The sequence below is a fragment of the Pseudomonas sp. VE 267-6A genome, from assembly GCF_024126555.1.
Taxonomy (GTDB): domain Bacteria; phylum Pseudomonadota; class Gammaproteobacteria; order Pseudomonadales; family Pseudomonadaceae; genus Aquipseudomonas; species Aquipseudomonas palmensis.
In genome coordinates, this window is record NZ_JAMYBY010000010.1 from 1 (window position 1) to 14,676 (window position 14,676).

Genomic DNA, 14,676 nt, shown 5'->3' on the forward strand with positions numbered 1-14,676 from the left:
AACAAAACGCCCGATGCGGTGCATCGGGCGTTTTGAGGCCTATCGGCCTACCTGAACAGGTGTAAACCTATTTCAGGACTAGACATTGCCTGTGCCGGCGAACGGTGCGCTGCGGTTCTACTTCTTGCGCTTGGGAATCCGCACCAGCTGGGTTTCCGAGTACATGTCATGCCAGGCGCGTTTTTTCTTGTCCACCAGCGACCACAGAAACCCCAGGCCCAGGCACAGCCACGACGCAATCGACACCACAAAGCGCAGCAGTGCCTGCCACAGGCTGATGGCACTGCCGTCGGCATTCTGCACGCGGATGCCCCATACCTGCATGCCAAGGGTCTGGCCGCCGTGGGTCCAGAACTTGGCGAAGAAGCCGAACAGCATGAACAGCAGAACGGTCGACAGCAATGGATCGCCATCCAGCGCCCCCGCCTCGGTCAGGGTGCGCATGCGCGTCTCGCCGATGATCGCCATCTGCACCATCTTGTACACCAGCGTGGTCACCATCAGCAGGGCGGTGCACAACAGGAAGTCATAGAACATTGCGGCCAGGCGACGGCCCAGGCCGACCACGGGGAACTCGCCCTGTGGTTGAAGAAGTTGCTTGGGCATGCGCTCAGGCTCCGGGTGACAAAGCGCCCATTCTACGGAATTGCGCGCACAAAAAAGCCCCTGCTGTTGCCAGCAGGGGCTCTTTCGTTGATGAAGATCAGGCTTCGGCTTGAACTTCGTCGGCTTGCATGCCTTTTTGGCCCTGCACAGCAACGAAGGTCACTTTCTGGCCTTCTTTCAGGCTCTTGAAGCCGTTGCCCTGAATAGCGCGGAAGTGTACGAACAGATCCGGACCGCTTTCTGGAGTGATGAAACCAAAACCTTTCTCGTCGTTAAACCACTTGACGGTACCGCTCTGACGTTGGGACATTGTCTTATTTCCTTTGAAACTTAGAATTAGTAACAGTTTCTTTCATTGAAAGAGTACTGGGCTGGGTTGCAGGAAAGTAAGAGACGTCGAACGGGTTGTAGCAAAACTCGGCGCTACTGCCCAGGTCACGAACCATAGCGACCCATGCAAACACAGTGCAGTGAATCTACACTCATTTCGATTGCAAAAACAAGTCCCGCAGAGCGCCGCACCACGGGGCCTGGCGGGAAATTTCCGGGGCTGTTTGCGGGCCGCTGTCGGGCGTGTTCGAAAGTTGTAAAACGCGTTCGAAAACGAATATCCCGAACGCGCCATGACACCTTGTTTCAATTGCGCTGTTTCAGCCGCGATAGTAGCGCTGGGCAACGAACGGCATCTTACTGACTTTCATCGCCACCCGTTTGCCGCGCACGATGGCCCACAGCGGTGTATCGAGCGCTGCATGGGCCTGGTCCACATATCCCATCGCCACTGGCGCGCCCAGTGTGGGCCCGAAGCCTCCGCTGCAGATGCTGCCGACCACCGTGCCGGCCTCATCGACGATCTCGGCCCCTTCTCGCACCGGGGTACGCTCCTGCGGCAGCAGGCCGACGCGCTTGCGCGCCACGCCGCTGTGCTGCTGGGCGAAGATCGCAGCAGCGCCGGGGAAGCCTCCCGCCCGCGAGCCATCGGCGCGGCGTACCTTGGAGATGGCCCACAGCAGGCTCGCCTCGATCGGCGTGGTGTGGGCATTCATGTCATGCCCGTACAGGCACAGGCCGGCTTCCAGGCGCAGCGAGTCGCGCGCGCCCAGGCCGATGGCGGCCACTTCCGGCTCGGCCAGCAGGTGACGGGCCAGGGCCTCGGCGCTGGCGCTGGGCACACTGATCTCGAAGCCGTCTTCACCGGTGTAGCCCGAACGGCTCACGTAGCAGTCCACGCCCAGCAACACCACGGGCTTGAACTGCATGAAGGTCATGTCCGCCACCTCGGGGGCCAGGCGCTGCAGCACCTTGACCGCCGCCGGGCCCTGCAGGGCCAGCAGGGCACGCTCTTCGAACAGCGGCTGCACCTGGCACAGCGTGCCGATGTGCTGGCGCAGGTGGGCCAGGTCCTGGTCCTTGCAGGCGGCGTTGACCACCAGGAACAGTTCGTCGTTGCCCAGGTTGGCCACCATCAGGTCGTCGAGGATGCCGCCCTGTTCGTTGGTGAACATCGCGTAGCGCTGCATGCCCACCGGCAAATCGATGATGTCGACCGGCACCAGGGTTTCCAGGGCCTTGGCGGCATCGGCGCCCACCAGGCGGATCTGGCCCATGTGCGACACGTCGAACAGGCCGGCCTGTTCGCGGGTGTGCAGGTGCTCCTTGAGCACCCCCAGCGGGTACTGCACGGGCATGTCGTAGCCGGCGAACGGCACCATGCGCGCGCCCAGTTCCAGATGCAGGGCATGAAGCGGTGTTTGCAGCAGTGTGTCGGTGGACATTGATGACTCCTTCTAGAGGCTTGAGGTTGTCAGCACTCGATGATGTTGACGGCCAGACCGCCGCGGGCGGTCTCCTTGTATTTGCTTTTCATGTCGGCGCCGGTCTGGCGCATGGTGCGGATCACCTTGTCGAGCGAGACGAAGTGCTGCCCGTCGCCGCGCAAGGCCATGCGCACCGCGTTGATCGCCTTGACCGAGCCCATGGCATTGCGTTCGATGCAGGGCACCTGGACCAGCCCGCCAATCGGGTCGCAGGTCAGTCCCAGGTTGTGTTCCATGCCGATTTCGGCGGCGTTCTCGACCTGTTGCACGCTGCCGCCCAGCACCTCGCACAGGGCCCCGGCTGCCATCGAACAGGCCACCCCGACCTCACCCTGGCAGCCCACTTCGGCCCCCGAGATCGAGGCGTTTTCCTTGTACAGGATGCCGATGGCAGCGGCGGTGAGCAGAAAGCGCACCACGCCGTCTTCGCTGGCACCCCCGATGAAGCGCATGTAGTAGTGCAGCACCGCCGGCACGATGCCGGCAGCGCCATTGGTGGGGGCGGTGACCACGCGACCGCCGGAGGCGTTTTCTTCGTTGACCGCCAGGGCATAGAGGTTGACCCAGTCGAGTACCGACAGCGCATCGCGCAGGCTCGCCTCGGGGTTGGCGCACAGCTGGCGGTGCAGGGCCGCCGCGCGGCGCTTGACCTTGAGCCCGCCGGGCAGAATGCCCTCGTTGCGACAGCCGGCGGCCACGCAGCCCTGCATCACTTGCCAGATGTGCAGCAGGCCGCTGCGGGTCTCGGCCTCGGGGCGCCAGGCCGATTCGTTGGCCAGCATCACCTGGCTGATGCTCAGGTGATGCGTGGTGCAGTGGCCAAGCAGTTCCCGGGCCGTCTTGAACGGGTAGGGCAGTGTGGTGCTGTCCTCGACGATACGATCGGCCCCCGCAGCGCCTTCGTCGACCACGAAACCACCGCCCACCGAGTAGTACTCGCGGCTGCGTACCTGCAGGCCGGCGGCGTCGAAGGCACGAAAGATCATGCCGTTGGGGTGAAAGGCCAGCGGCTTGCGGATCATCGCCAGGTGCTGTTTTTCGTTGAACTCGATGGCGTGCTCGCCCAGCAGGTAGAGCTGCCCGCTGCTGCGGATCGCCTGCAGGCGCGCTGCGATGGTGTCGGTGTCGACGCTGTCGGGGTGTTCGCCCTCAAGCCCCAGCAGCACCGCCTTGTCGCTGCCGTGGCCCTTGCCGGTGGCGCCGAGCGAGCCGTACAGCTCGACCTTGACGCTGGCGGTACTGGCCAGCAGGTCGTCGCGGCGCAGGCCCTCGGCAAAACGCGCGGCTGCGCGCATCGGCCCGACGGTATGGGAGCTGGAGGGGCCGATGCCGATCTTGAACAGGTCGAAGACGCTGAGTGACATGGTCGTACCCTCGTGCAGGTTGAAAAGCTTCGCCGGCAAGGCCGGCCCCTACAGATGCGCGCGGGCCCTGCAGGAGCCGGCCTTGCCGGCGAAGAGGCCCTCAGGCGTCCTGATAGCTTTCGATCGACGGGCAGGCGCAGATCAGGTTGCGGTCGCCGAACACGTTGTCGACACGCCCCACGGGTGGCCAGTACTTGGCCTCCACCAGCGATGGCAGCGGGTACACCGCCTGCTGGCGGCTATAGCCGTGGGGCCATTCGCCGGCCAGCTCGGCGGCGGTGTGCGGGGCGTTCTTCAGCGGGTTGTCGTCCTTGTCCAGGCTGCCGTTCTCCACTGCGCGAATCTCTTCGCGAATACAGATCATGGCGTTGCAGAAGCGGTCCAGTTCCTCCTTGGCCTCGCTCTCGGTCGGCTCGATCATCAACGTGCCGGCCACCGGGAACGACATGGTCGGGGCATGGAAGCCGAAGTCGATCAGGCGCTTGGCCACGTCGTCGACGCTGATGCCGCTGCTGTCCTTGAGCGGGCGCAGGTCCAGGATGCACTCGTGCGCCACCAGGCCATTGCCGCCGGTGTACAACACAGGATAGTGCTCTTCCAGGCGGCGGGCGATGTAGTTGGCATTCAGGATCGCCATCTGCGACGCACGCTTGAGCCCGGCGCCGCCCATCATGCGGATGTACATCCAGGTGATCGGCAGGATGCTGGCACTGCCGAACGGCGCCGCGCATACCGCGCCCTGGGGGTTGTGCAGGTGCGCATGGCCCGGCAGGAACGGCGCCAGGTGCGCCTTGACGCCGATCGGGCCGACGCCCGGGCCGCCACCGCCGTGGGGGATGCAGAAGGTCTTGTGCAGGTTCAGGTGGGACACGTCGCCGCCGAACTTGCCCGGTGCGCACAGGCCGACCATCGCATTCATGTTGGCGCCGTCGATGTACACCTGGCCGCCGTTGTCGTGGATGATCGCGCAGATCTCGCCGATGGCCTCCTCGAACACGCCGTGGGTGGACGGGTAGGTGATCATCAGCGCGGCCAACTGGTCGCGGTGCTCGATGGCCTTGGCGCGCAGGTCGTCGATGTCGACGTTGCCACGGGCATCGCACGCAGTGACCACCACGCGCATGCCGGCCATGTGTGCGGTGGCCGGGTTGGTGCCGTGGGCCGAGGAGGGAATCAGGCAGATATCGCGGCGGGCATCGCCCCGGCTCTGGTGGTAGGCGCGGATCGCCAGCAGGCCGGCGTATTCGCCCTGCGAACCGGCGTTGGGCTGCAACGACACGGCGTCATAGCCAGTGGCGGCGCACAGCATGGCCTCCAGCTCGTCGGTCAGTTGCTGGTAGCCCTGGCTCTGCTCGGCGGGGGCAAAGGGGTGCAGGTTGCCGAACTCGGCCCAGGTCACCGGGATCATTTCGCTGGCGGCATTGAGCTTCATGGTGCACGAGCCCAGCGGGATCATGGTGCGGTCCAGCGCCAGGTCCTTGTCGGCCAGCTTGCGCAGGTAGCGCATCAGTTCGGTTTCGCTGTGGTAGCGGTTGAACACCGGGTGTTCGAGGATGGCCGACTGGCGCAGCAGGGCGGTCGGCAGTCGTGCTGGCGTGGCAGCGGCCAGCGCGGCGAAGTCCGGTACGGCCTGGCCATTGGCGAACAGCTGCCACAGGGCCTCGACATCGGCCTGGGTGCTGGTTTCATCCAGCGACAGGCCCAGGTGCTCGGCATCGATCTGGCGCAGGTTGAGCTGGCGGGCGCGCGCCTGTTCATGCAGCGAGGCAGTCGCGCCACCGGTGGCCAGGGTCAGGGTGTCGAAGAACGCGGCGTTCTGCACGCTCACGCCCAGTGCCTTGAGGCCGCTGGCCAGGATCGCGGTCAGCTGGTGGGTGCGCTGGGCGATCTGCTTGAGGCCCTGCGGGCCGTGGTACACGGCGTACATGCTGGCGATGTTGGCCAGCAGTACCTGGGCGGTGCAGATGTTGCTGGTGGCCTTCTCGCGGCGGATGTGCTGCTCGCGGGTCTGCATGGCCAGGCGCAGGGCGGTCTTGCCGAAGCGGTCGATGGACACGCCGACCAGGCGCCCGGGCATGTCGCGCTTGAACGCATCGCGGGTGGAGAAGTACGCCGCATGCGGGCCGCCGAAGCCCAGCGGCACGCCGAAGCGCTGGGCGCTGCCGATGGCCACGTCGGCGCCGAACTCACCCGGCGGGGTCAGCAGGGTCAGCGCCAGCAGGTCGGCGGCTACCGCCACCAGCGCGTTGGCGGCGTGCAGGCGCTCCACCAGTTCGCGGTAGTCGAACACCTCGCCGTTGCTGGCCGGGTACTGCAGCAGGGCGCCGAAGAAGGCGCTCACGTCGCCCAGCTCGCGCTCGTCGCCCACCACCACCTCGATGCCCAGCGGCTCGGCACGGGTGCGCAGCACGTCGAGGGTCTGCGGGTGGCAATGCACCGAGGCGAAGAAGGCGTGGCTGCCCTTGTTCTTGCTCAGGCGCTTGCAGAACGTCATGGCTTCGGCGGCGGCCGTGGCTTCGTCGAGCAGGGAGGCGTTGGCGATCGGCAAGCCGGTGAGGTCGCTGATCAGGGTCTGGAAGTTCAACAGCGCTTCCAGGCGGCCCTGGGAAATCTCGGGCTGATAGGGGGTATAGGCGGTGTACCAGGCCGGGTTTTCCAGCAGGTTGCGCAGGATCGGTGCCGGGGTGTGGGTGTTGTAGTAGCCCTGGCCGATGAAGCTCTTGAACAGCTGGTTCTTGCCGGCGATGGCCTTGAGCGAGGCCAGGGCATCGGCTTCGCTCTGCCCGTCACCGAGCTCGAGCACGCTGGTGCCCTTGATGCTGTCGGGGATCACGGCGGCGCTCATGGCCTCCAGCGAGTCGAAGCCCAGGGTGGCGAGCATGGCCTGCTCGTCGGTGTCGCGCGGGCCGATATGACGGGCGATGAACTGATTGGCGGTGCCGAGGTTGATGGTCATGGTGATTTCCTCAGGCGTCGGCGTTGGCTTTGATCAGACGGTCGTAGGCGTCCTGGTCGAGCAGTTGCGCGACGGCGCCGGCATCGGCCGGGATGAAGCGGAAGAACCAGCCTTCGCCCAGCGGATCTTCGTTGACCAGCTCGGGGCTGTCCTGCAACTGTTCGTTGACTGCCACCACTTCACCGGTCAGCGGCATGTACACGCCGCTGGCGGCTTTGACCGATTCGACGGTGGAGGCTTCGGCCCCGGCTTCGTAGGTTTGCAGTTCCGGCAGTTGCACATAGACCACGTCACCCAATGCGTTCTGGGCAAAGGCGGTGATCCCGACCGTGACGCTGCCGTCGGCTTCGGCGCGCAGCCATTCGTGATCTTCGGTAAAACGCAACTCGCTCATGGGAACTCCTCAGGGGGGCGGTAGGGCTCACCATCAGGCCAGCCCGGAACTGACATCTCCTTAGCAAGTTCGTGGCCATTTATAAAAAATGCTTACAAATCAATTGGTTATGTATTTGTCAGCGGTGCTCGTTATGCAGGTCGTAGCGAAATCGCTACACCTGTCGAGTATTGAAAAAGCGCAGAGGGATCAAAACCTTGCATTACAGTGGCAAACGGGCGATGTAGCGAAATCGATACGGTGTATCGAATTCGCTACGGAAGGGTTTCCTTTCCGGGAATGCCATACTTGCGCAGCCGATGCGCGATAGCCGTGTGCGAAGTCTGCAAGCGGCTGGCCAACTGGCGGGTGGAGGGGTAGGTGGCGTAGAGCTTTTCCAGCAGGCCACGCTCGAAGTTCTCCACGGCCTGCTCCAGGCTGGCCACTTCACCATCGCTTTGGCGCGCCACCGAGGTGCCGGCAATGTCCAGGTCACCAATATCCACCAGGCTGCTCTCGCAGATGGCCGCAGCGCGAAAGATCACGTTCTGCAACTGGCGCACGTTGCCCGGCCAGCGGTTGCCCAGCAACGCCGGGTAGGTGCCCGGCGCCAGCCGGCACAGCGGACGCTGGATCTGCGTGCAGGCCTGGCGCATGAAGGCACGGGCCAGCATCAGGATGTCCTGGCCACGCTCGCGCAGCGGCGGCACTTCCAGGTTGAGCACGTTCAGGCGGTAGAACAGGTCTTCGCGAAAACTGCCTTCGGCAACCATCTTTTCCAGGTCGCGGTGGGTGGCGCTGAGGATGCGCACGTTGACCTTGACCTCGCGATCACCGCCCACGCGGCGAAAGCTGCCATCGCTCAGAAACCGCAGCAGCTTGGCCTGAAGGTAAGGCGACATCTCGCCGATTTCATCGAGAAACACCGTGCCCTGGTTGGCCAGCTCCATCAGCCCCGGCTTGCCGCCGCGTTGCGCGCCGGTGAAGGCACCGGGGGCGTAGCCGAACAGCTCGCTCTCGGCCAGGTTCTCCGGCAGCGCCGCACAGTTCAGTGCCAGGAAGGGTGCGTTGTGGCGGCTGCTGATGGCGTGGCAGGCACGGGCTACAAGTTCCTTGCCGGTGCCGGTCTCGCCGTGGATCAGCAGCGGCGCATCCAGCGCCGCCACACGCAGGGCGCGGGCCTTGAGGGTACGGATGGGCGGCGAGTCGCCGAGCAGCGCGTCGAAGCCTTCGGCATGGTCGTGGTGCAGGGCCGACAGGCGTTCGCCGATGCGGTTGGCCTGGTACAGCGTCAGCAGGGCGCCGGCGTTGGTGATCGGGGTGGCGTCGAGCAGCAGGGTCTGGCCGTTGAGGGTGACTTCGCGCAGGGGCAGGTGGAAACCCTGTTCGATCAGCGCATCGAGCAGTTGCGGGTCGCCGAACAGCTCACCCACCGAGCGGCCCTCCGGGTCCTGGCCGCACAGGGCGATCAATGCGGGGTTGGCCAGCAGCACATGGCCGGCGCTGTCCAGGGCCAGGACCGGGTCGCTCATGGCGGCGAGCAGGGCATCGAGTTGCAGGTGGCGGCGCTGTCCGGGGAGGATGTCGACCACTTTCACGCTTTGCACGCCGTGCACGTTGAACAGCGCGTCATGCAGCTCTTCGAGCACGTCGGGGCTCAGGGTCGGGGCGTCGATGTAGACGTTGGGCGGCACCATCTCCACGGCGTCCAGGTTGAGGTGGCGGGCACCGAGCAGGGCCAGCACTTCCTGGGTGATGCCGACGCGGTCGATGAAGCTGACGTGGATACGCATGGGGGGATGTTCTGGCTTGCCGGGATGGCAAGTATGCCTTGGCGGGCGTGGTGCGGTCGAATCGCGGGTCAAGCCCGCTCCCACAGGCGCAGGTGATTTTTGTGGGAGCGGGCTTGACCCGCGATGAGGTCGTGGTGAGCTAGCCCAGGTGCTCGGGCTTGACCGGGTCGCCCGATTTCACATCGAGCTGTGCGCGCACATCCTCGAACATCATGTCGTAGATCTTGTGCAGCGAGCTGATGCTGGCGGTTTTGGGCATGCCGTACTTCTGCGCGATGATCGAGGCCTGCCGCGCGAAGTCGAAGGCCTGGTCCTTGGGCATGAAGAAGGTTTCGTCCATCGGCTTGTCCTCGATGGTGCCATGCATGCGAAAACTCATGCCTTTGCCTTCCTTGGGATCCTGCTCAACCTTGTAGTCGATGCACAGGTTGTAGCTGTAATCGGCCTTGTTCAGCGCATGGCGCTCGATGTGCAGATGACCGGGTTCGAATATGGCCATGGCGGCTCCTCTGGAAGGTTGAAACGGGCGGACCTGCAGATCCGCCCAACTGCATCAACGGTAGTCGATACCCGGCTTGGACGTACTCACCCGAGTGCCGGCAGTGCCCTTGACGATGTCTTCGATATCGGCCAGCGAGCCGATAACCGCTACTTTGCCGGTGTGCCGGGCAAAGTCGCAAGCGGCCTGCACCTTCGGCCCCATGGAGCCTGCGGCAAAGCCCAGGCGCTCCAGTTCGTCCGGGTGGGCCTGGGCGATGGCTTTCTGGGTCGGCTTGTTGAAGTCGACATACGCCGCGTTCACGTCCGTGGCAATCACCAGCAGGTCGGCGTCCAGCTGTTCGGCCAGCAGCGACGAGCACAGGTCCTTGTCGATCACCGCCTCGATGCCCTGCAGCTTGCCGTTCTCACCATACATGGTGGGGATGCCGCCACCCCCGGCACAGATCACGATACTGCTCTTTTCCAGCAGCCACTTGATCGGGCGGATCTCGAAGATGCGCTTGGGTTTGGGGCTGGCCACCACGCGGCGGAACTTGTCGCCGTCGGCCTTGACCACCCAGCCTTTTTCCTTGGCCAGGCGCTCGGCTTCTTCCTTGCCGTAGACCGGGCCGATGAACTTGGTCGGGTCCTTGAAGGCAGGGTCGTTGGCGTCCACTTCCACCTGGGTCAGCAGGGTGGCGAAGGGCACCTCGAAGTCCAGCAGGTTGCCCAGCTCCTGTTCGATGATGTAGCCGATCATGCCTTCGGTTTCGGCACCGAGCACGTCCAGCGGGTAGGCTTCGTCGGGTTTGTAGGATTGCGCCTGCAGCGACAGCAGGCCGACCTGCGGGCCGTTGCCGTGGGCGATGACCAGTTCGTTGCCGGGGTGGATCTTGGCGATCTGTTCGGCGGCGATACGGATGTTGGCGCGCTGATTGTCGGCGGTAAGGGGCTCGCCGCGGCGCAGCAGGGCGTTGCCGCCCAATGCAACAACGATACGCATGATGATGTCCTTTCTAGGGTGCAGGAGCCGGCAGCGCCGGCTCCCGGCGGGGTTACAGGTCGGCCAGGGTCGACACCAGGATCGCCTTGATCGTGTGCATGCGGTTTTCCGCCTGCTCGAAGGCGATGCAGGCCGGCGACTCGAACACGTCATCGGTCACTTCGATGCCGTTGGCCAGGTGCGGGTACTGCTCGGCGATCTGCTTGCCGACCTTGGTGTCGGAGTTGTGGAACGCCGGCAGGCAGTGCATGAACTTGGTGCGTGGGTTGCCGGTGGCCTTCATCAGCTCGGCGTTGACCTGGTATGGCAGCAGTTGCTTGATGCGTTCGCCCCAGGCTTCGACCGGCTCGCCCATCGATACCCACACGTCGGTGTGGATGAAGTCCACGCCCTTGACCGCAGCTTTCGGGTCTTCGGTGAGGGTGATGCGGGCACCGCTTTCCTCTGCGTACTGTTTGCAGCGTGCCACCAGGTCGTCATGCGGCCACAGGGCCTTGGGCGCACAGATACGCACGTCCATGCCCAGCTTGGAGCCGACCAGCAGCAGCGAGTTGCCCATGTTGTTGCGCGCATCGCCCAGGTAGGCGTAGCTGATGTCGTGGATCGGCTTGTCGGCATGCTCGCGCATGGTCAGCACGTCGGCGATCATCTGGGTGGGGTGGTATTCGTCGGTGAGGCCGTTGAACACCGGTACGCCGGCGAACTTGGCCAGCTCCTCGACCACTTCCTGCTTGAAGCCACGGTACTCGATGGCATCGTACATGCGCCCGAGCACGCGGGCGGTGTCCTTCATGCTCTCCTTGTGGCCGATCTGCGAGGAGTTGGGGTCGATGTAGGTGACGTTGGCGCCCTGGTCATAGGCGGCCACTTCGAAGGCGCAACGGGTGCGGGTCGAGGTCTTCTCGAAAATCAGCGCAATGTTGTTGCCCTTGAGGTGCTGCTGCTCGGTGCCGGTGTACTTGGCACGCTTGAGGTCACGGGACAGGTCCAGCAGGTAGCGCAGCTCGCGCGGGGTGTGGTGTTCCAGGCTCAGCAGGCTGCGGTTGTGGATGTTGAACGCCATGATGTTGCTCCTGTTCTTTTAGAACGCAAAGGGCTGATCGGCCCGGCCGGCGCCTTGTGGGCACGGCCGGACGATGGTCGTTTTAGTAGTCGATTGGGTCGCGCACGATCGGGCAGGTCATGCAGTGGCCGCCCCCACGTCCGCGGCCCAGTTCGCCGGCACTGATGGTGATGACCTCGACACCGGCCTTGCGCAGCAGGGTGTTGGTGTAGGTGTTGCGGTCGTAGCCGATGACCACGCCCGGCTCCACGGCCACCACGTTGTTGCCGTCGTCCCACTGCTCGCGTTCGGCGGCGAAGCTGTTGCCACCGGTTTCAACCACGCGCAGCTTGGGCAGCTTGAGGGCCTTGGCCACCACATCGAGGAAGCTGGCTTCTTCGCGGCGGATGTCGATGCCGCCCTGCTTGCTTTCGTCGGGTTGCAGGGTGAAGGCGACGATCTGGTTCACCACTTCGGGGAAGATCGTGACCAGGTCGCGGTCGCAGAAGCTGAACACGGTGTCCAGGTGCATCGCAGCGCGGGACTTCGGCAGCCCGGCCACGATCACGCGTTCCACGGCCTTGTTCTTGAACAGGTTCAGCGCCAGTTGGCCGATGGCCTGACGCGACGTGCGTTCGCCCATGCCGATCAGTACCACGCCGTTGCCGATAGGCATCACGTCGCCGCCTTCGAGGGTGGAGTTGCCGTGGTCCTTGTCCGGGTCGCCGTACCAGATCTCGAAATCGGCATTGGTGAACTGCGGGTGGAACTTGTAGATGGCGGTGGTCAGCAGGGTCTCCTGGCGACGCGCCGGCCAGTACATCGGGTTCAGCGTCACGCCGCCGTAGATCCAGCAGGTGGTGTCGCGGGTGAACTGGGTGTTGGGCAGCGGCGGCAGGATGAAGCTGGAGTGGCCCAGGAAGTCGCGGAACATCTGGATGGTCTTGCCACCGAAGCTGTCGGGCAGGTCATCGGCCGAGACGCCGCCGATCAGGTACTCGGCGATGTGTCGCGGCTCCAGGCTGCGCAGCCAGGATTTCACTTCGTTGATCAGGCCCAGGCCCACCGAGTCGGCGGTGACCTTGCGCTCCAGAATCCAGTCCAGTGCTTCGGGCATCGCGACGATGTCGGTCAGCAGGTTGTGCATTTCCAGCACTTCGATGCCGCGCTCGCGCATCTTGGTCACGAAGTCGAAGTGGTCGCGCTTGGCCTGGGCGACCCAGAGTACGTCGTCGAACAGCAGTTCGTCGCAGTTGTTCGGGGTCAGGCGCTGGTGAGCCAGGCCTGGGGAGCAAACCATCACTTTGCGCAGTTTGCCGGCTTCGGAATGTACGCCGTACTTAGCTTTTTCCGTGGACATGGTTCATTTCCTCCAAGTTGCGAATACGGGGGGTTACAGAGTCAGGAAGCCGTCGTACAGGCCATAGGCCGCCACCAGGGCGCCGATGACTACGGCGGCGAAGATCAGCTTCTCCACGTTGGTAAAGATCGGTTGGCCCACCTCGCGCTTGGCCTTGGCGAACAGCACCACGCCAGGGGCATACAGCAGGGCCGAGAGCAGCAGGTACTTGACGCCACCGGCGTACAGCAGCCAGATGGCATAGAGCAGTGCGATACCGCCGATGATCAGGTCTTTCTTGCGTTCGGCCAGGGCCTGTTCATAGGTTTCGCTGCGCAGTGCCAGCAGGAACGCATAGGCCGCCGACCACAGGTAGGGCACCAGGATCATCGAGGTGGCGAGATAGATCAGCGACAGGTAGGTACTGGCCGAGAACAGCGTGATGACCAGGAAGATCTGCACCATGGCGTTGGTCAGCCACAGGGCGTTGGCCGGCACGTGGTTGGCGTTCTCGCGGCGCAGGAACTCCGGCATGGTGTGGTCCTTGGCTGCGGCGAACATGATTTCGGCGCACAGCAGTACCCACGACAGCAGGGCCCCCAGCAGCGAGACGATCAGGCCGACGCTGATCAGCACCGCGCCCCAGTGACCGACCACGTGCTCCAGCACGGCGGCCATCGACGGGTTCTGCAGCTTGGCCAGTTCCGGTTGGGTCATGATGCCCAGCGACAGCACGTTCACCAGTACCAGGAACAGCAGCACGGTGATGAAGCCGATCACGGTGGCCTTGCCCACGTCGGAGCGTTTTTCGGCGCGGGCCGAGAAGATGCTGGCGCCCTCGATGCCGATGAACACCCACACGGTGACCAGCATCATGTTGCGCACCTGGTTCATCACGCTGCCCAGGTCCGGGTTCATCGTGCCCCAGATGTCGGCGGTGAAGATGTCCAGCTTGAACGCGAACAGGGCAATCAGGATGAACAGCGCCAGTGGCACGACCTTGGCCACGGTGGTGACCAGGTTGATGAACGCTGCTTCCTTGATGCCGCGCAGCACCAGAAAGTGCACTGCCCACAGCAGGATCGAGGCACCGATGATCGCCGCCGGGGTGTTGCCTTCGCCGAAGATCGGGAAGAAGTAGCCCAGGGTGCTGAACAGCAGTACGAAGTAGCCCACGTTGCCCAGCCAGGCACTGATCCAGTAGCCCCAGGCGGACGAAAAGCCCATGTAGTCGCCAAAACCGGCCTTGGCGTAGGCGTATACGCCGCCGTCCAGGTCAGGTTTGCGATTGGCCAGGGTCTGGAACACGAAGGCCAGGGTCAGCATGCCGATGGCGGTGATGCCCCAGCCGATCAGCACGGCGCCGACATCGGCGCTGGCGGCCATGTTCTGCGGCAGCGAGAAGATACCGCCGCCGATCATGGAACCCACTACAAGTGCGACTAACGCACCCAGTCGTAGTTTTCCGGGAGTGTCTGACATTGGATAACTCCATTCCAGGAGAAGAGAGATGCCAGAATAAATCCAGCAAGCGTGACGAGAGCTGATTCAGGTCAGTTCATTGATACATTCCATTGTTGTTGAAGGACTTGAAGCGCTGCAGCCGGCGCCTCGCCGACACCCCGCAAGCCTTGTGCAATGGCACCTCCAGCCTTTTTCTAGAGCATTCGCTCTGAATGGCTGCGAGATTTGAAGCTAGTCGCTTTTACGGGTTTAGCAAATTTTTGACGAGAAAAGATCTTGTTTGCTTGATGAAGTAGATGGGGTACGCAAAACTCACTGTTTAGTTCGCCTCGGCATAGACGTACTAGTTATGAAGGTTATAGTTTTGAAGACAATCCACTATAAACGTCAGGGCTGTGCTTATATTTAGGCCTAGTGTGTAACAGCACCATGACAACGC

The 14,676-nt window shown here is 63.6% G+C and carries 12 protein-coding genes; all 12 read right to left on the reverse strand.

The genetic code is table 11. The annotated features are described in order from the left end of the window. Nucleotides 1-117 precede the first annotated feature (117 nt). Nucleotides 118-606, reverse strand: coding sequence for an RDD family protein (locus NJH59_RS13200; RefSeq protein ID WP_253086866.1), 489 nt, complete (start codon nt 604-606; stop codon nt 118-120). 97 nt (nt 607-703) lie between these two features. After that, nucleotides 704-916: a cold shock domain-containing protein gene (locus NJH59_RS13205; RefSeq protein WP_003175786.1), complete on the reverse strand. Its 213-nt coding sequence runs from the start codon at nt 914-916 to the stop codon at nt 704-706. A gap of 340 nt (nt 917-1,256) precedes the next feature. Then, complete coding sequence (gene gcvT / locus NJH59_RS13210) at nt 1,257-2,381, reverse strand: glycine cleavage system aminomethyltransferase GcvT (protein WP_253086867.1); 1,125 nt, start codon at nt 2,379-2,381, stop codon at nt 1,257-1,259. A gap of 29 nt (nt 2,382-2,410) precedes the next feature. Continuing rightward, entirely contained in the window at nt 2,411-3,787 is a 1,377-nt protein-coding gene (locus NJH59_RS13215) for an L-serine ammonia-lyase (protein WP_054915096.1), read from the reverse strand. Between the two features lie 100 nt (nt 3,788-3,887). Beyond that, a complete protein-coding gene (gene gcvP / locus NJH59_RS13220) occupies nt 3,888-6,743 on the reverse strand; it encodes an aminomethyl-transferring glycine dehydrogenase (protein WP_253086868.1) in 2,856 nt (951 codons plus the stop codon). A 10-nt stretch (nt 6,744-6,753) separates the two neighbouring features. Continuing rightward, entirely contained in the window at nt 6,754-7,137 is a 384-nt protein-coding gene (gene gcvH, locus NJH59_RS13225) for a glycine cleavage system protein GcvH (protein ID WP_043862428.1), read from the reverse strand. Nucleotides 7,138-7,391: 254 nt separating this feature from the next. Beyond that, complete coding sequence (locus NJH59_RS13230; protein ID WP_043862427.1) at nt 7,392-8,909, reverse strand: sigma-54-dependent transcriptional regulator; 1,518 nt, start codon at nt 8,907-8,909, stop codon at nt 7,392-7,394. Nucleotides 8,910-9,048: 139 nt separating this feature from the next. Next, nucleotides 9,049-9,408, reverse strand: a complete 360-nt coding sequence (locus tag NJH59_RS13235; RefSeq protein ID WP_043862426.1) for a DUF5064 family protein — start codon at nt 9,406-9,408, stop codon at nt 9,049-9,051. 54 nt (nt 9,409-9,462) lie between these two features. Continuing rightward, nucleotides 9,463-10,392 (reverse strand): carbamate kinase, encoded by a 930-nt coding sequence (arcC, locus tag NJH59_RS13240; RefSeq protein ID WP_043862425.1) that lies wholly within the window; start codon nt 10,390-10,392, stop codon nt 9,463-9,465. Between the two features lie 52 nt (nt 10,393-10,444). Then, complete coding sequence (locus NJH59_RS13245) at nt 10,445-11,455, reverse strand: ornithine carbamoyltransferase (protein WP_043862424.1); 1,011 nt, start codon at nt 11,453-11,455, stop codon at nt 10,445-10,447. Between the two features lie 82 nt (nt 11,456-11,537). Beyond that, nucleotides 11,538-12,794, reverse strand: a complete 1,257-nt coding sequence (gene arcA, locus NJH59_RS13250; RefSeq protein WP_043862423.1) for an arginine deiminase — start codon at nt 12,792-12,794, stop codon at nt 11,538-11,540. A gap of 33 nt (nt 12,795-12,827) precedes the next feature. Next, nucleotides 12,828-14,255: an arginine-ornithine antiporter gene (gene arcD / locus NJH59_RS13255; protein WP_054915088.1), complete on the reverse strand. Its 1,428-nt coding sequence runs from the start codon at nt 14,253-14,255 to the stop codon at nt 12,828-12,830. Between the last annotated feature and the right edge of the window lie 421 nt (nt 14,256-14,676).